Origin of the sequence: Herbaspirillum sp. WGmk3 (assembly GCF_023952535.1) — a bacterium.
In the GTDB taxonomy this organism is placed as follows: domain Bacteria; phylum Pseudomonadota; class Gammaproteobacteria; order Burkholderiales; family Burkholderiaceae_D; genus Herbaspirillum; species Herbaspirillum huttiense.
Genome location: NZ_JAKYWT010000006.1, coordinates 1 through 17,066, shown reverse-complemented (window position 1 = coordinate 17,066; position 17,066 = coordinate 1). Strand labels below are relative to the sequence as shown.

Genomic DNA, 17,066 nt, shown 5'->3' with positions numbered 1-17,066 from the left:
CTGTTCCGTCAAATCCTATAAATATATAAATAGTTTGCTGGTTTCGGTCTTCTCGCGCTGCGGGCCGCGCCCGCTGGCCGGGTCCGCAACGCTACCCCAGCGATGATGCACCTGGCGCGGCATTGCGCGGCAGTTTTCAAGCCTGCCAATTCGCAATCTTATGGCGATCTGCCCCCTCTTCTCGGCACAAAATTGGGCGGCACCGGCAGTAGCATGATGCAGCCCCCGCAGATTCTGCTTTGGCAGGCCAGCGCGGTGCGCAAGCAGATGCGGAGCAGGCATCGCCTGCGCAAATGCAGTCCCGGACATGCGCCAGCCTGCGGACACGATCCGCACCAGCTTGGTGAAAATGCCCCAAAGCAGCGCACCCGGCTCGCATTGCTGCACTGCTCGGCAAGCTATGCTGATTGGACCGCAGAAAACACATATTTCTGTTTCGCGGCCCGGTCAAAAAGGAATAAATCGCAAGTTTCGCTATGTTGTAATCCTTCTCATGCAGTCAACCGCAATCCCGCAAGCAAGCAGCCTCCAGCGCAGGCCCAACAGGTGATGCGCCCCCTTTTTTGACAGGACGATTTTCCATGAGCATTTTCAAGCCCAAGTTCATTACCTTCGATTGCTACGGCACCCTGACCCGTTTCCAGATGTCGGAAACGGCACAAAAGATTTACGCCGATCGCGTCTCCGCCGAAGACATGCCGTTCTTCCTGCGCCAGTTCGCGGCCTATCGCCTCGATGAAGTGCTGGATCAATGGAAGCCCTACGAACAGGTCTGCAAGAACGCCATCACCCGCACCTGCGCGCGCTGGGGCATCAAGACCACCGACGAGGAAACCGGTGCCTTCTACAAGGCCGTGCCGACCTGGGGCCCGCACGCCGACGTGCCGGCCGGCCTGTCCAAGGTGGCCAAGGAATTCCCGCTGGTGATCTTCTCCAATGCCGACGACAGCCAGATCATGCACAACGTCGAGCAACTGGGCGCGCCCTTCCACAAGGTCTTCACCGCCCAGCAGGCACAAGCCTACAAGCCGCGCCTGAGCGCCTTCGAATACATGCTCGACAACCTGAACTGCAATCCGGAAGACGTGCTGCACGTGTCCTCCAGCCTGCGTTACGACCTCATGCCGGCCTCCGACATGGGCATCAAGAACAAGGTCTTCGTGGCCCGCGGCCATGAACCCTCGACCCCGTATTACGGCTACACCGAAATCAAGGACATCTCCGGCCTGCCGGGCGTGCTGGGTCTGTAAGGCGCTTGTCAGCAGTCAGCAGTGAGCGGGAGCTGCAGGGCTCCCGTGCAGTTTCCGTCATTCCCGGTGTGCTCCCGCCCTGGTATCAATGTTGCGAGGAGTGTGCCGGACCCAACAGGCGGCGTGCCCTCCCGAGGGATCTGCAACATGCAGACGGCAGGGCAGGCCGGTGGTCTTCGTGGTTGAACTTTTATCGTGAGGCATTTCATGAGCAAGCAGGAAAACGGACATCACCCCAAAGAGGGTTCCATCATCACCGGCGATGCGCTGGACCAGGCCCCTGGCGGCTTCACCCGTCGCGACATGATGCGCACCCTGCTGGCCGGCAGCCTCATGACGGTCGGCGGCACGGGCCTGCTGACGGCCAGCGGCAGCGTCATGGCACAGACCGGCAAGCGCGGCGGCAAGATGCGCATCGCCACCCAGACCAGCTCCACTGCCGATACCCTGGACCCGGCCAAGACCGCGCACTCCACCGACTACACCCGGGTGCACATGTTCTACAACGGCCTGACCAAGCTCGATGGCAAGCTCGCACCGCAGATGGTGCTGGCTGAAGAAATGCTGACCACCGACGCCATCACCTGGACCGTCAAGCTGCGCAAGGGCGTGGTCTTCCACGACGGCAAGCCGTTCACCCCGGCCGACGTGGTCTACTCGATCATGCGCCACAAGGATCCGGCCACCGCCTCCAAGGTCAAGGTCGTGGCCGACCAGTTCGAATCGGTCAAGGCCACCGGCCCCAACGAAGTCCAGATCAAGCTCACCAGCGCCAACGCCGACTTGCCGGTGATCCTGGCGACCGCGCAGTTCCTCATCATCCGCGACGGCACCACCAACTTCAGCACCCCCAACGGGACCGGCGCCTTCAAGCTCAAGGAGTTCACCCCGGGCGTGCGCACCATCGGCGTGCGCAACGAGAATTATTGGAAGACAGGCTTGCCCTACCTGGACGAAGTCGAACTATTCGGCATCCCGGACGAAGCCGCGCGCGTCAATGCGCTGCTCTCCGGCGACGTGCACTGGATCAACGACGTCAACGCCCGTTCCACCGGCCGCGTCAAGGGCACGCCGGGCTACACCGTCATGGAAACCAAGTCGGGCCAGTACACCGACCTCGTCATCCGCCAGGACCAGGCCCCGGGCAACAGCATGGATTTCACGCTGGGCATGAAGTACCTGCTGGACCGCGAGCAGATCAAGATGGCCGCCTTCCGTGGCTATGCCGTGACCGCCAACGACCAGCCGATCGACCCGACCAACCGCTTCTACTTCGCCGGCCTGCCGCAGCGCCCCTTCGATCCGGAGAAGGCCAAGTTCCACCTGGAGAAGGCAGGCGTGCTGGGCAGCACCATCCCCATCGTGGCCTCGGTGGCCGCCACCGGTTCGGTCGACATGGCCGTGCTGATGCAGCAGAGCGCCGCCAAGATCGGCCTGAAGCTGGATGTGAAGCGCGTGCCCGCCGACGGCTACTGGTCCAACCAGTGGATGAAGGTGCCGGTCGGTTTCGGCAACATCAACCCGCGCCCCAGCGCCGACATCCTGCTGACCCAGTTCTTCAAGTCGGATGCGCAGTGGAACGAATCGGGCTGGAAGAATCCGCAGTTCGACCAGCTGGTGGTGGCCGCGCGCGGCGAGACCGACTTCACCAAGCGCAAGGCCATGTACGCCGACCTGCAGACCATGATCCACGAGAAGTGCGGCCTGGGTATCCCGGTCTTCATCATCAACCTGGAAGGCATGAGCACCAAGGTCAAGGGGATCGATCCGGTGCCGCTGGGTGCGTTCATGAACTACACCTGTGCGGAGTACGTCTGGCTGGACGCGTGAGTCCGGGAAAGTCTCACGCCTGACGTACGCTGTCAGTGGAAGTCGCGCGGGACCGGTCCATCTCGATGGCCGGCCCCGCCACTCGTTACCGAGGAAAGCTATGAATGGAATGATCCTGCGTCTGATCGTGCGCCGCCTGCTGCAGGCGGTGCTGACGCTGCTGCTGGTCTCGGCCGGCGTGTTCTTCATCACCAACCTGTTGCCGGGCGACGCCGCCCAGACCGCACTGGGCCAGGCCGCCACGCCGGAGACGGTGGCCGCACTGCGCCTGCAATACGGCCTGGATCTGCCGGCCCCGCTGCGTTATGCGCACTGGCTGGGCAACCTGCTCTCGGGCAACCCCGGCATGTCGCTGGTCAACAATGTGCCGGTGGCGCAGATGATCGGTGGCCGCCTGCCGGCCTCGCTGATGCTGGCGGCCGTGACGGCCCTCGTATCGGTGCCGCTGGCGCTGTTCCTGGGCATCTTCTCGGCCATGTATCGCGGCTCCTTCTTTGACCGTGCCGTCAACGTCAGTGCCGTGTCGATGGTATCGGTGCCGGAATTCCTGGTGGCCACGGTGGCCGTGATGATCTTCGCGGTCAAGCTGCGCTGGCTGTCGGCGCTGTCGCATGCCAGCGATGCCGCCACCCTGGGTGCCTTCATCAAGGCCTATGCCATGCCGGTGCTGACCCTGTGCTGCGTGATCGTGGCCCAGATGACGCGCATGACGCGCGCGGCCGTGATCGACCAGTTGCGTTCGTCCTATGCCGAAATGGCGCTGCTCAAAGGCGTCAAGCGCACCCGCATCGTGCTGCGCCATGCCCTGCCCAATGCCATCGGCCCGATTGCCAATGCCGTGGCGCTGAGCCTGTCCTACCTGCTGGGCGGTGTGCTCATCGTCGAGAGCATCTTCAATTATCCCGGCATCGCCACCCTCATGATCGATGCCGTGACCACCCGCGACATGCCGCTGGTGCAAGCCTGTTCCATGATCTTCTGCACCGGCTACCTGCTGCTAGTGCTGACCGCCGATGTGCTGGCCATTGTTTCCAATCCAAGGTTGAAGACCCGATGAAAGCCCTCCACGACTCCACCGGCACCGAAGCGGGCGCGCCTGTCGCACCGGCTGCCGCAGCCACCGCACCCGTCAAGCGCGTGCGCCGCCATTCGACCATGGCCTGGATCGGCATGGTGATCGTCGGCTTCTGGATCCTGATGGCCATCCTCGGCCCCAGCATCTCGCCCTACGACGCCACTGCCATCGTCGATACCGACGTGTTCTCCGGCATGAGCCACAAGTTCCTGCTGGGCAGCGACTACCTGGGCCGCGACATGCTGAGCCGCATCCTCTTCGGCACCCGCGCCACCATCGGCCTGGCCTTGCTGTCGACCGTGGTGGCCAGCCTCTCGGGTACCGCCATCGCCTTGTTCGCGGCCTTCTCGGGCGGCTGGCGCGATGCCGTCATCAGCCGTGCGCTCGATGCCCTGATCTCGATTCCCAGCAAGATGTTCGCGCTGATGATGGTGGCCACTTTCGGTTCTTCCATGTTCCTGCTGGTGCTCACGGCTGCCATCACCTACATGCCCGGTGCCTACCGCATCGCCCGTTCCTTGGCGGTCAACGTGCAGGCCATGGAATACGTGCAGGCTGCGCGCGCTCGCGGCGAGGGCGTGTGGTACATCATGACCGTGGAAATGCTGCCCAACATGATCCGCCCGGTGCTGGCCGATTTCGGCCTGCGCTTCGTCTACGTGGTGCTGCTGCTGTCGGGCCTGAGCTTCCTCTCGCTGGGCGTGCAACCGCCGGATGCGGACTGGGGCTCGCTGGTGCGGGAAAACATTTCCGGCCTGGGTGAAGGCGCCCTGGCGGTGATCATGCCGGCCCTGGCGATTGCGTCGCTGACCATCGGCGTGAACCTGTTGATCGATAACCTGCGCAGCAAGCGCGCTGCCAAGGAGTAAGCCCGTGAAGCAATTCGATATCTTCCTCGGCAAGGAAAGCGGCGTCGGTGCTGGCGCTGCAGCTGGCGGGGCGGCAGTGCGGCCCCTGGTGGAAGTGCAGGGCCTGCGCGTGAATGCCCGCAAGGACGACGGCACCCAGGTCGAGATCGTCAAGAACGTCAATTTCACCGTGGCCCCCGGTGAAGTGCTGGCCCTGATCGGTGAATCCGGTTCGGGCAAGACCACCATTGCTCTCTCGCTGCTGGGCTATGCGCGTTCCGGCTGCCAGATCGCCGGTGGCCAGGTGCGCATCGGCCAGCGCCAGATCGACCAGATGGATGAAAAGGCGCTGCTGGCCATGCGCGGCCACCATGTGGCCTACATCGCCCAGAGTGCGGCGGCGGCTTTCAATCCGGCCCGTACCCTGATGGACCAGGTGATCGAAAGCGCCCTGCAGCACGGCGTGATGGACAAGGCCAGCGCCATGCGCAAGGCGGTCGAGCTGTTCCGCGCGCTGGCCCTGCCCAATCCCGACAAGATCGGTGAACGTTATCCGCACCAGGTCTCCGGTGGCCAGTTGCAGCGCGTGATGGCGGCCATGGCCCTGATCACCGATCCGGAACTGGTGATCCTGGACGAACCCACGACCGCGCTGGACGTGACCACCCAGATCGAAGTGCTGCGCGCCTTCAAGAAAGTGGTCAAGGAAATCGGCACCACCGCCGTCTACGTGTCGCACGATCTGGCCGTGGTGGCGCAGATGGCCGACCGCATCATCGTGCTGCGCGACGGTGCCGTGCGCGAAGTCGGCACCACCGACCAGGTGCTGCATGCCCCGGCCGACACCTACACCCAAAGCCTGATCGCCGCCGCCTGCCCGGCTGCGCGCGTGGTGCAACTGCGCGAGATCCTGCCCGAGACCGTACCGGCCGAAGCCCGTGCACCGCTGCTGCGCATCAGCGGCCTGGTGGCCGGTTACGGCGCACCGGACCGGCTGGGCCTGCCGGGCGTGCGCATCCTGGATGACATCAATCTCACCATCCAGCGCGGCAGCACCGTGGGCATCATCGGCGAATCCGGTTCCGGCAAGACCACCCTGGCGCGTGCCGTGGCCGGCATGATCGCGCCGGCGCGCGGCAGCATCCAGCTCGATGGCCAGAACCTGTCACCGACACTGGAAGGCCGCACCCGCGAACAATTCCGCCGCGTGCAGATCGTGTTCCAGAACGCCGACACTGCGCTCAATCCGGCGCACACCATCGGCCGCATCCTGAATCGTCCGCTGTCCTTCTATCACGGCTTGAAGGGCGAGGCCATGCGCCGCCGCACGGCTGAACTGCTGGACCTGGTCAAGCTGCCTTCCAGCGTCATCGACCGCCTGCCCGCCGAACTGTCCGGTGGCCAGAAGCAGCGCGTGAACCTGGCCCGTGCACTGGCCGCCAAGCCCGACCTGATCCTGTGCGATGAAGTGACGTCGGCGCTGGACACCGTGGTGGCCGCCGCCATCCTGGAACTGCTGGCCGAGCTGCGGCGCGAGCTGCAGGTGTCCTACATGTTCATCAGCCACGACATCAGCACCGTGCGTGCCATTTGCGACGACATCGTGGTGCTCTACGCCGGCCGCATGGTCGCCAACCGTCCGCGTGAAGCCATGATGGCGCCGCCCTATCACCCGTATTCGCACCTGCTGCTGTCGTCGGTGCCGGCCATGCAGCAAGGCTGGCTGGAACAGGTGGCCGGGGCCGGCCAGCACAAGCTGCCGCCGATTGGCGCGGTCGATCCGTCGCCGGAGATCTGCGCCTTCCTGCCGCGCTGTGCGCAGCGCATCGATGGTGTCTGCAACGTGGTGCCGCCGCGCCGCCGCAACATGGAACACGGTGGCGAGATCCTTTGCCACCGTTCGGATGCCGACCTGCAGCAGTCGCAGATGCCGCTGGTGCCGGTGGAGGGCATCACCGTCTGACCCGGTGACCCACCCAGCCGCCTGTCTGGCCGCGCGCCATGGCGGGCAGGCAAGGCAGGCCACGAGCATTAAGCCGCATTTAATGCTGGATTCGTTGAGCATTAATCACAGGATCAGGCGCGGCTCGTAGCATCGTCATGGATGGCATGCCGTCGGCCGCAGCGCCGGCCATGAAGCAAAGATTCGGGCAGGACCGCAAGAGCACCGTGGAGTCGGTCTCGCATTCCTGCCCATCCCCAAGGAAACAGGAGAAGAAATGACTGCAGCGTTGGTGTTGTACCGTGCCTCCGGCACCCCCGTATCCACCCCCTTCCATCCGGGCGCGCTGAGCGCCTCCGACCCCTTTGCCGCCTCGCGCGAGATCGCCTGGCAGGGCATCGGCGGCATGAGCGCAGGCCGCCTGCGCTTCGAAGGCAGCCTCGACATCGCCCGCTTCCCGCATCAGGAAACCCTGGTGGTGGTGCAAGGCGAACTGCGTATCGAAGCCGAAGGTGCCGCACCGCTGGTGATCAAGCCCGACAGCGGCGTGGTCATTGCCACCGGTGCGGCCGTGCGTATCACGGCCACGCAGCCGACCCTCCTCATGTTCTGCGCGGCCGACTGCCCGCAGCCGGTGCAGCCGGGCGTGTTCCCGCTGGTGGCCGAGGCCAACTTCAAGCCCTCGGCCAATTCGCTGCCCAAGGAAATCCTGCTGGGCGACGTACCCACCTGCCGCAGCGACAACGTGATCGATGAAAGCTCCATCGGCTGCAAGATCGGCACCTGGGATTCCACCCCTTACCACCGCATCGTGCGCGCCCATCCGGTCAATGAATTCATGCACATCCTCGACGGCGGCGTGCGCTTTGCCGAACCGGATGGCAGCGTGGTTTCCGTGGAGCGGGGCGACGCCGTCTTCGTGCCGCTGGGTGCGGCCATCGGCTGGGAGAGCAGTGAGCGCGTGGCCAAGTACTACGTGGTGCAGACCGTCGCCGCCGAGGGAGGAAAGTAAGATGTCGCCCCCGCTCGTGCAGGTCCAGAGTCCTACCATTCCTCCGGCGTCGGCCGATGTGGTCGTCATCGGCGGCGGCATCATCGGCATCTTCACCGCCTACTATCTGGCCAAGCGTGGCATCTCGGTGGCGGTGATCGAGAAGGGCCGCATCGGTGCCGAACAATCCAGCCGCAACTGGGGCTGGTGCCGCCAGCAGAATCGCGACGCCCGCGAACTGCCGATGGCCACCAAGAGCATCGACCTGTGGGAACAATTCTCCGCCGAGACCGGCGAAGACACCGGTTTTACGCGCTGCGGCCTGCTCTATCTCTCCAACGATGATGAAGAAATCGCCCGCTGGGCGGCCTGGGGCGACTTCGCCAAGACTGCCGGCGTGACCACCTACATGCTCGATTCGAAGCAAGCAGCCGAGCGCGGCCATGCCACCGGACGCGCCTGGAAGGGCGGCGTCTTCTCGCCCACCGACGGCACTGCCGACCCGGGCAAGGCAGCACCCGCCGTGGCGCGCGCCATCATGAAACTGGGTGGCCACGTGATCCAGCAATGCGCCGCACGCGGCATCGAAACCGAAGGTGGCCGCGTTTCGGGTGTCATCACCGAAGCCGGCGTCATCAAGACCAAGGTGGCCGTCATGGCCGGTGGCGCATGGGCCTCATCGTTCTGCCATCAACTGGGTATTCGCTTCCCGCAGGCATCCGTGCGGCAATCCATCATGAGCGTGGCGCCCATGGAGCAGCCTTTGCCGGGCGCGCTCTACACCTCTGGCGTAGCCGTCACCCGCCGCAGCAACGGTTCCTATGCGCTGGCCATCAGCGGCCGCGCGCGGGTCGATCCGACCATGCAGTTCCTGCGCTTCTCCCCGCAGTTCCTGCCGATGTTCGCCAAACGCTGGCGCAGCCTGTCGCCGGGCGGGCTGGAAGCCTGGCGCAGTGGCCATGAGACGCTGTCGCGCTGGCGCATGGATGCGCCCACGCCCATGGAACGCATGCGTATCCTGGATGCGTCGGCCGATCCGGTCTCGATCCGGGCCACCCATCGCCGTGCGGTCGAGTTGCTGCCGCAGCTGGCGCAGGCCAAGGTCACGCATACGTGGGCCGGTTATGTGGACAGCACGCCCGATGGCGTGCCGGGCATCGGTGAGCTGCCGCAGACGCCGGGCCTGATCCTGGCGGCGGGTTTCTCCGGTCACGGTTTCGGTATCGGGCCGGGTGCGGGTCACCTGATCGCGGACCTGGCCAGTGGTGTGGAGCCCATCGTCGATCCGCGTCCCTATCACCCCAATCGTTTCTCGGATTCGTCCTGGGGCAAGGTGGCGGATTTCTGAAGCAGTTCAGCGCCGCCAGGGCACGGGCTGGAAGGCCCGCTTGGCGGCGTCGAGGAAGACGCGCTGGCGCAGCGTCAGGCCCTGGCGGCCCGGCAGCAGCGCCATGATGGGCGCGGGATCGAGTTGCCAGCCGGGCAGCACGCGCTTGAGGCTGCCATCGGCGACCAGATGCGCGCAATCCCATTCGGAACGCGCCACGAAGCCTTCACCATCGAGCGCCCAGTCGCGCGTGATGGTGCCGTCATTGGAAGAGAGCGCGCCATTGAGCTTGACGGTCAGCGCCTTGCCGGTGCGGCGGCCGGCACTGTCGACGGGCGTGAAGCGCAGGCGGCTGAGGTCGTCGTCATTCTCGCGCAGGCTCAGGTAGGGATACTCGGCCAGGCCGGAAGGATGCTTGACGCGCTGCATGCGTTTGGCCAGCACCGGCGCGGCACACAGGAAGCGCGCATTGGGCGCGAGGAAGTGGCCGACCCAGGAGGAGCCCTTGACGCGCCCGATGGAGATGATGGCGTCAGCGCCGGTGGAAGCCGCCAGCGGACTTTCGGCCAGCAGCAGCGAGATGCTCAGTTTGGGATGGCTGCGGTGCAGATCTCGGATCAGCGGTGCCACGTAGCGGCGCCCGAAGCCGAAGGGCGCGACCACGCGCAGCGAACCGCTGACGTTGGCCAGGTTGCCGCCGGCCCCGCGGTCCGATTCGCGCGAGACGCTGGCGGTGATGGATTCGATGCGCTCCAGGATGTCCATGGCTTCCTGCACCAGGCGCTGGCCTTCGTCGGTGAGCGCGAAGCCCCGCGCGGCGCGATTGGCCAGGCGCACGCCGACGCGGTCCTCGATGCGCTGCAGGCGCACCGTCACTGCCGGTGGCGTCAGGTCGAGCAGGCGGGCGGCACCGGCCAGCGAGCTGGCCGAGCCCAGGGCGCGCAGCAGTTGCATGTCATCGAGTTGCAGCATTAAAAATCTCTTAATGGTGAATTGAACGAACATTAAACATCGCTGAAGGTCTTTTGGCTACAGTCCATCAAAGGAAATGCGTCGGTTATCCTGATCGGCCTTCCTGCCACTTCAGCCTTGCCCATCATGAACAACACAGCACACTCCGCCCCCGTTACCCTCAACCCGACCGGCCTGGCCACACCGGGCGGCCACTACAGCCATGTGGCCATCGGCAACGGCATGGTCTTCATTTCGGGCCAGTTGCCCATCGATGCGAGCGGGCACAAGCTCACCGAGGCCAGCTTCGAAATGCAGGCACTGCAGGTGCTGGCCAATGTGGAAGCCGCACTCGCCGGTGCCGGCAGCGACATCGGCAAGCTGCTGCAGGTCCGCATCTATCTCACCGATGTGGCGCACTGGCCCGCCTTCAACGAGATTTACGCACGCTGGGCCGGCAGCGCCCGCCCGGCGCGCGCCGTGGTGCCGGTCCCGGCACTGCACTTCGGCCTGCAGGTCGAGGTGGAGGCCACGGCACTGCTGTGACACTGCGCCGTACGCGCAACCAACCCGAAACAAGGACACCCCCGACATGACCCGCACCGCTTCCACCGACATCGTCTCTCCACTGGCGCACCTCAAGCGCAACGGCCGCCTGGATCACTTCTACATCGACGGCCAGTGGCAGCGCCCGCAAGGCGACGGGCTCGCCGCCGTGGTCTCGCCGGCCACGGAGGAACGTGTCTGCGAGATCGCATTGGGCAACGCCGCCGACGTGGACCAGGCGGTGCAGGCTGCGCGCCGGGCGTTTGCCGCCTGGGCCGCGACCTCGCCGCTGGAGCGCGCCGCGCTGCTGGGCCGTGTGCACGCCCTGCTGGTGGAACGCACCGAACTGTTCGCCCAGGCGCTGACGCTGGAGATGGGCGCTCCCATCATCTATGCCCGCACCGCCCACGTGCCGCTGGCCGCCGAACACCTGCGCGTGGCGCGCGACAACCTGGCGGACTATCCCTTCATCCGCCCGCGCGGCACCACGGCCATCGTGCGCGAGCCGATCGGCGTGTGTGCCCTCATCACGCCCTGGAACTGGCCGATCTACCAGATCACCGCCAAGGTCGGCCCGGCACTGGCGGCCGGTTGCACCGTGGTGTTGAAGCCGAGTGAACTGTCGCCGCTGTCGGCCTTGCTGTTTGCCGAGATCGTGCATGAGGCGGGCATTCCGGCGGGCGTCTTCAACCTGGTCAATGGCAGCGGGCCCGAGGTCGGTGCGGCCATGTCCTCGCATCCGCAGGTGGACATGATCTCGATCACCGGCTCCACCCGCGCCGGCGTGCTGGTAGCGCAAGCCGCTGCCGTCACGGTCAAGCGCGTGGCCCAGGAGCTGGGTGGCAAGTCGCCCAATGTGGTGTTGCCGGATGCGGACCTGGCACGTGCCATTCCGCCCGGTGTGGCGGCGGCGTTCCGTAACATGGGCCAGTCCTGCAGCGCGCCCACGCGCCTGATCGTACCGCGTGCGGCGCTGGACCGCGTGCATGAACTGGCGCTGGGAACGCTGGCCCAGATGAAAGTGGGCGACCCCACCGATGAGGTGACGACCCACGGCCCGCTGGCCAACCGTGCGCAATTCCTGCGGGTACAACAGATGATCGAAGCCGGGATGCAGGACGGCGCACGCCTGCTGGCCGGTGGTGCCGGACGCCCGGACGGACTGGAGCAGGGCTACTATGCGCGGCCCACGATCTTCTCCGACGTGCATACCGACATGGTGATCGCCCAGGAAGAAATCTTCGGACCCGTGCTGGCCATCCTGCCCTATGACACCGTGGAAGAAGCCATTGCCATCGCCAACGACACCGTCTATGGCCTGGGTGCGCACGTGCAGGGCACCGACAAGGACCAGGTGTGCGCCGTGGCCGCCCGCATCCAGTCCGGCCAGGTGCACCTGAACTATCCGGCCTGGGATCCACAGGCCCCCTTCGGCGGCTACAAGCAGTCCGGCAACGGGCGCGAGTATGGCGTCGAAGGCATGGAGGAATACATGGAAGTGAAATCGATCCTGGGCTTCTACGCCTGATGGCCTTCATCACCGCCGTCATGACGGCATGAACACATGAGCATCATGGAACACACCGAACATCCGCACGACACCCTGCACCAGCATCGCGCCCACTGGGCCGGCCTGCGCCGCGACCTGCACGCACATCCCGAGCTGCGTTTCGAGGAACATCGCACCGCCGACGTGGTGGTGCAGGAGCTGCAAGCGCTGGGCTATGAGGTCACGCGTGGCCTGGGCGGCACCGGCGTGGTAGCCAGCCTGCCTGGTAGCGATCCGCAACGCGGCATCGTGCTGCGCGCCGACCTGGATGCCTTGCCCATCGTCGAGGCCAATAACTTTGCGCACGCTTCCTGCAGCCACGGCATCATGCACGCCTGCGGCCATGACGGGCACACCGTCATGCTGCTGGGCGCGGCGCGCGTGCTCAAGCAGCAGCCGACCTTGCCGGGCAGCGTGCACTTCGTCTTCCAGCCGGGAGAAGAGGGCGGGGCGGGGGCGCGCAAGATGATCGATGACGGACTGTTCGACCAGTTCCCGACCGAAGCCGTGTTCGGCATGCACAACTGGCCCGGCTTGCCCGCCGGGCAGTTCGGCTTGCGCACCGGTCCCATCATGGCTGCCGGTTCGCGCCTGAAGATCACCATCACCGGCAAGGGCGCCCATGCGGCCCAGCCGCACCTGGGGCTGGACCCGATTCCGCTGGCCTGCTCCATGGTCCTGCAGTGCCAGACCATCGCGGCGCGTCACAAGGACCCGGTCGACCCTGCCGTCATTTCGGTCTGCATGTTCCATGCGGGCGATACCGACAACGTCATCCCGGACCGCGCCGAATTGCGCGGCACCATTCGCACGCTGTCCTCCACCTTGCAGCAGAAGCTGCAGGAAGATATCCGCCGCATGTGCCATGCGCTGGCCGACGCCTATGGGGCCAAGGTCGAGGTGGAATTCTTCCAGTACTACCCGGCCACCATCAACACCCCGGCCGAGACCGATTTCTGCGAACGGGTGATTCGCCAGACCTTCGGCGATGAACGCATCCGCACCGGTATCCCGGCCAACATGACCTCCGAGGATTTCGGTTTCATGCTGGAGGAGCGGCCCGGCACTTATGTGCTGATCGGCAATGCGCCTCAGGACCGCGCCTCGCACTCGCTGCACCACCCGCACTACGACTTCAACGACGACATCATCGAAGAAGGCGTGCGTTACTGGGTGGCGCTGGCGCAGTCTTGGTTTGGCAGCGGGCTCAAGGGCGGGGCGCTTACCAGCCGTTGAAACGCGGCCAGATTGCCACGCTGCCGTCCGCGCCGATGGCCTGATATTCCTGGTACTGCGCACCGGTGGCACAGGCGTGGTTGGGCAGGATGCGCAGGCGCGTGCCGATGGGCAGGTGCTCTGCGATTTGCGCATCCGGACTGCCCTGGCGCGAGAGGATGCCGTGCTCTTGGTTGGCCCCGCTCATGAGGTAGCCTTCCAGCACCTTGCCGTCTTCCGTGCAGACCTGCCCATAGCCGAAGTCGTGCTTGCGTCCTTGCGTGCCGCGGTCACGGCTCATGGCCATCCATCCTGCATCGACGATGGCCCAGCCTTTTTCGGGCTGGTGGCCGATCACGGTGGTCAGCACGCTCAGGGCGATCTCGTCCATGGTATTGACGCCCACGTTGTGCATCACCAGGTCGAACATGGCATAGACACCGGCACGCACTTCGGTCACGCCGCGCAGGTGTTCGGCGCGCAGGGCGGTCGGGGTGGAGCCGATGCTGACCACCTCGCAGGGCAGGCCGGCTTCGCGCAAACGCTCGGCGGCGCGCACGCAGCCGGCGCGTTCCTGCTCGGCCACGGCGATGAGGGCGTCGTCGTTGTCGTAGTCATAGCTGGAGCCCGCATGGGCGATCACGCCGCCGATGCGCATGCCGCCGGCGTGGAGCACCTTGCCCACGGCCAGCAGGGTGGCGTCTTCCGGGGCGATGCCGGAGCGGTGGCCATCCACGTCGATTTCAATCCAGACCTCGAAACATTCCTCTTGCGCCTGGCCGAAGGCCACGATGGCCTCGGCACAGACCACGCTGTCGGCCACGATCTTGAGATCGCAGCCCTGGCGGCGCAGTGCCAGCGCCTGGCCCAGCTTGGTGGGGGCCATGCCGACGGCGTAGACGATGTCGGTGATGCCGGCAGCAAAGAACTGTTCGGCTTCCTTGAGGGTGGAGACGGTGATGCCGCGCGCCCCGGCCTGCAGTTGTGCCTGCACCACCTGCTGGCACTTGGTGGTCTTGACGTGCGGACGGAAGCGCACGCCCAGCGCATCCATGCGCTGTTGCATGCGGGCGATGTTGCGCTCCATGCGCGAGATGTCGATCAAGGCGGCGGGCGTGGGCAGGGTGGACAGGCTCATGGGGAACTCCTGAAGAGGGTAGGTCGATGAGCATCGACTATAGGAGATCAGGATTGCGCTGTGCTTAATGCTCGGTGAATCGAGCATTAAGCTGTGTTTAATGCACGATCCTGCGGTCAACCAGCCCTGTCAGGCTTCCTGGAACTGCCGTATGGTCTCCAGCACGTTCACGGTGGCCTTGTCCAGGTTGGGCAGGGCGCGATGGGCCACGCCGATGTGGCGCTTGAGCACCGGCGACAGCGGCACGATGCGGATGTCCTTGTGGCGCTCCAGTTCGGCGGCCAGGGGTTGCTCCAGCGGCAGGATGGCTGCGCCGTAGCCGGCGGAGACCAGGCTCTTCATGGCTTCGTTGTAGTTCAGTTCGATGCGCGCGCGCGGGTTTTCCCCGGCCTCGGCAAACCAGGCCATGGTGAGCCGGTACATCTGGGTGGTGGCATCGTTGAAGATCATGGGCTTGTCCATCAGCCAGCCCGGCTTGATGGCGGCGGGCGATTTCCAGGTGGCCGGCAGGAAAGCCATCATGCGGTCGCTGCGCCAGTGCGTGATCTGGATGTCCTTGGAGGCCGTGATGGGGATGGCGACCAGTCCGATGTCGAGCGTGCCTTCCTGCAGGCGCGCCATGGTTTCGTTGGAGCCCATGATGTTGACCTCCACGTCGATGCCGGGATAGCTGTTTTCCAGCTGGCGCAGTACGCGGGGCAGCAGGTTGACGACCACGCCCGTCGACGTCCCCAGCCGTACCCGGCCGACCTTGCCTTCCACATGTTTCCTGGCGACATCGAGCAGATCGTCGGCATCGCGCAACAGGCGCCGGGCCCGGTCGATCACCAGCGCGCCCAGCGCCGTGGCCTGCACGCGGCGGCTGCCGCGCATGAGCAGGGCGCTGCCCAGGCGCTCTTCGAGGTCGCTGACATGCAGGCTGATCGTGGGCTGGGCCAGGTGCAGCGCATTGGCGGCAGCGGAGAAGGTGCCGAGGTCGACGATGGTGACCAGCGTGCGCAACTGGTCGAGGCTGAGTTCTCTCATCAGGGTTCCTGATAGTGGCTGCAATCGATCTCAATTTTATCAATGACTTTGATTTGCGGGAGCAAGATTTCCCATGTCCTCGCCGATAGCAGGCGCTCGCATTGAGAGGGGTGACAGTAAAGAGCTTATTGCGTTGCTTCGTTATGCGGTACTCGTCGGCTGCCTTTTCAGGTAGATGCAGGAGACTGGATGAAATCAATCAAAACTATTTTTCATCAGGTCAAAAAACTGATCTCCGAAAGCGATCAAATCCGCTCGAAACTATGCCTGGAAGTTTCCTGGAATCCAGATATTTCTGATATTTCAGGAAGATACAAGTAAATAGACTGCTGCTCCGATCGTCTTGTTATCCGGCAAGACTGTTTTCAAGGAGAAGGCATGCCATGAATCGGCTTCGCTATCAGTTGGTCTTCAATCGTCATCGCGGCATGCTGATGACGGTCGCAGAAACCGCGTCCACCATCAGCGGCCAGAGACTGGCGGTGTCGCCCCGGATGGCTGGTGTGATGGCACCGACTTCATGGAAGTTTTGCACGCTGTTCTTTTCCCTGGCACTGGCCTGGCAGAGCGTGGGACATGCACAGATCCTGGTCGACCGCGACGCTGCGCGCGAGCAGCAGCCGATGGTGCTCAAGGCCGCCAATGGCGTACCAGTAGTGAACGTCCGGCAGCCCAACGCCAAGGGCCTCTCGGTCAACAGCTACCGGCGCTTCGATGTGGATGAGCGGGGAGCCATCCTCAACAACGCGGGTGGCTCCAGCAAGACCGAACTGGGCGGCCACATCGCCGGCAATCCATGGATGCCGGGAGGTGGCGCGCAGGTCATCGTCAACCAGGCCAACGCGTCGGAGCCCAGCTTCCTGCGTGGCTTCATCGAGGTGGCCGGCAACCCGGCGCAGGTGATCATCGCCAACCCTGCCGGCATCACCTGTGCGGGCTGCGGCTTCATCAACGCCCAGCGCGCCACCATGACCACCGGCACGCCGGTCATCCAGCAGGGCAACCTTGAAAGCTATCGCGTGAACGGGGGCGTGATCAGCTTTGAGGGACGCGGCCTGCAAGCCAGTGACACTGCTTATGCCGACGTCATCGCCCGTGCGGTGCGCGTGCATGCGACGCTGCGGGCAAGACAGATCCGGCTCACGGCCGGGCTCAATACGGTCAGCGCCGATCATGCGCAGGTCACGCCGGGCCTGTCCGCCGTCGATGCAGCACCGGTGCGCGCGGTCGATGTGGCGGAAGTCGGCGGCATGTATGCCGGCCACATCTACCTGACCGCCACCGAGCATGGCGTGGGTGTACATCATGGTGGCACCTCGGCGGCGACGGAAGGACAACTGGTCGTCACCTCAGCCGGTCGCCTGGAAAATACCGGGAC

At 65.0% G+C, this 17,066-nt stretch carries 15 protein-coding genes; 12 read left to right on the top strand and 3 right to left on the bottom strand.

Annotated elements, in window-relative coordinates; all coding sequences use genetic code 11:
* Positions 1-102: 102 nt before the first annotated feature.
* The 8 genes from MKD49_RS21405 (at position 103) to MKD49_RS21370 (ending at position 9,284) form a co-directional block, all read left to right on the top strand.
* Positions 103-567, top strand: coding sequence for a hypothetical protein (locus MKD49_RS21405; RefSeq protein WP_252697304.1), 465 nt, complete (start codon positions 103-105; stop codon positions 565-567).
* 14 nt (positions 568-581) lie between these two features.
* Complete coding sequence (locus MKD49_RS21400; protein WP_034332087.1) at positions 582-1,250, top strand: haloacid dehalogenase type II; 669 nt, start codon at positions 582-584, stop codon at positions 1,248-1,250.
* 207 nt (positions 1,251-1,457) lie between these two features.
* A complete protein-coding gene (locus tag MKD49_RS21395; RefSeq protein WP_039785964.1) occupies positions 1,458-3,080 on the top strand; it encodes an ABC transporter substrate-binding protein in 1,623 nt (540 codons plus the stop codon).
* A gap of 100 nt (positions 3,081-3,180) precedes the next feature.
* Complete coding sequence (locus tag MKD49_RS21390; RefSeq protein WP_039785967.1) at positions 3,181-4,137, top strand: ABC transporter permease; 957 nt, start codon at positions 3,181-3,183, stop codon at positions 4,135-4,137.
* The gene (locus MKD49_RS21385) at positions 4,134-5,024 is read left to right on the top strand and encodes an ABC transporter permease (RefSeq protein WP_039785969.1); all 891 of its coding nucleotides are present in this window, start codon (positions 4,134-4,136) and stop codon (positions 5,022-5,024) included. The genes MKD49_RS21390 and MKD49_RS21385 overlap by 4 nt, the downstream gene beginning before the upstream one ends.
* 4 nt (positions 5,025-5,028) lie before the next feature.
* Positions 5,029-6,966 carry an ABC transporter ATP-binding protein gene (locus MKD49_RS21380; protein WP_121044135.1) on the top strand — a complete coding sequence of 646 codons (1,938 nt, stop codon included), beginning with the start codon at positions 5,029-5,031 and terminating at the stop codon, positions 6,964-6,966.
* 256 nt (positions 6,967-7,222) lie between these two features.
* Positions 7,223-7,957, top strand: coding sequence for a cupin domain-containing protein (locus MKD49_RS21375; RefSeq protein WP_252697303.1), 735 nt, complete (start codon positions 7,223-7,225; stop codon positions 7,955-7,957).
* Position 7,958: 1 nt separating this feature from the next.
* Positions 7,959-9,284 carry an FAD-binding oxidoreductase gene (locus MKD49_RS21370; RefSeq protein ID WP_252697302.1) on the top strand — a complete coding sequence of 442 codons (1,326 nt, stop codon included), beginning with the start codon at positions 7,959-7,961 and terminating at the stop codon, positions 9,282-9,284.
* A 6-nt stretch (positions 9,285-9,290) separates the two neighbouring features.
* On the opposite strand, the gene MKD49_RS21365 is transcribed toward MKD49_RS21370, so the two are convergent.
* Positions 9,291-10,235 (bottom strand): LysR family transcriptional regulator, encoded by a 945-nt coding sequence (locus MKD49_RS21365; protein WP_252697301.1) that lies wholly within the window; start codon positions 10,233-10,235, stop codon positions 9,291-9,293.
* Between the two features lie 126 nt (positions 10,236-10,361).
* Between MKD49_RS21365 and MKD49_RS21360 the strand changes: the two genes are divergently transcribed.
* The 3 genes from MKD49_RS21360 to MKD49_RS21350 are packed head-to-tail and all read left to right on the top strand — an operon-like array spanning position 10,362 to position 13,545.
* A complete protein-coding gene (locus MKD49_RS21360) occupies positions 10,362-10,760 on the top strand; it encodes a RidA family protein (protein ID WP_252697300.1) in 399 nt (132 codons plus the stop codon).
* A 46-nt stretch (positions 10,761-10,806) separates the two neighbouring features.
* Positions 10,807-12,288, top strand: a complete 1,482-nt coding sequence (locus MKD49_RS21355; RefSeq protein ID WP_252697299.1) for an aldehyde dehydrogenase family protein — start codon at positions 10,807-10,809, stop codon at positions 12,286-12,288.
* Positions 12,289-12,333: 45 nt separating this feature from the next.
* Entirely contained in the window at positions 12,334-13,545 is a 1,212-nt protein-coding gene (locus MKD49_RS21350; protein ID WP_252697452.1) for a M20 aminoacylase family protein, read from the top strand.
* On the opposite strand, the gene MKD49_RS21345 is transcribed toward MKD49_RS21350, so the two are convergent.
* Together MKD49_RS21345 and MKD49_RS21340 are read right to left on the bottom strand one after the other, a co-directional pair.
* The gene (locus MKD49_RS21345; RefSeq protein ID WP_252697298.1) at positions 13,532-14,662 is read right to left on the bottom strand and encodes a DSD1 family PLP-dependent enzyme; all 1,131 of its coding nucleotides are present in this window, start codon (positions 14,660-14,662) and stop codon (positions 13,532-13,534) included. The two genes, MKD49_RS21350 and MKD49_RS21345, sit on opposite strands and share 14 nt — an antisense overlap.
* Before the next feature lie 129 nt (positions 14,663-14,791).
* A complete protein-coding gene (locus tag MKD49_RS21340; RefSeq protein WP_039785985.1) occupies positions 14,792-15,688 on the bottom strand; it encodes a LysR family transcriptional regulator in 897 nt (298 codons plus the stop codon).
* Between the two features lie 383 nt (positions 15,689-16,071).
* On the opposite strand from MKD49_RS21340, the gene MKD49_RS21335 reads away from it, so the two are divergent.
* Positions 16,072-17,066, top strand: a 995-nt coding sequence (locus MKD49_RS21335) for a filamentous hemagglutinin N-terminal domain-containing protein (protein WP_252697297.1), incomplete at its 3' end; no start/stop codon positions are given.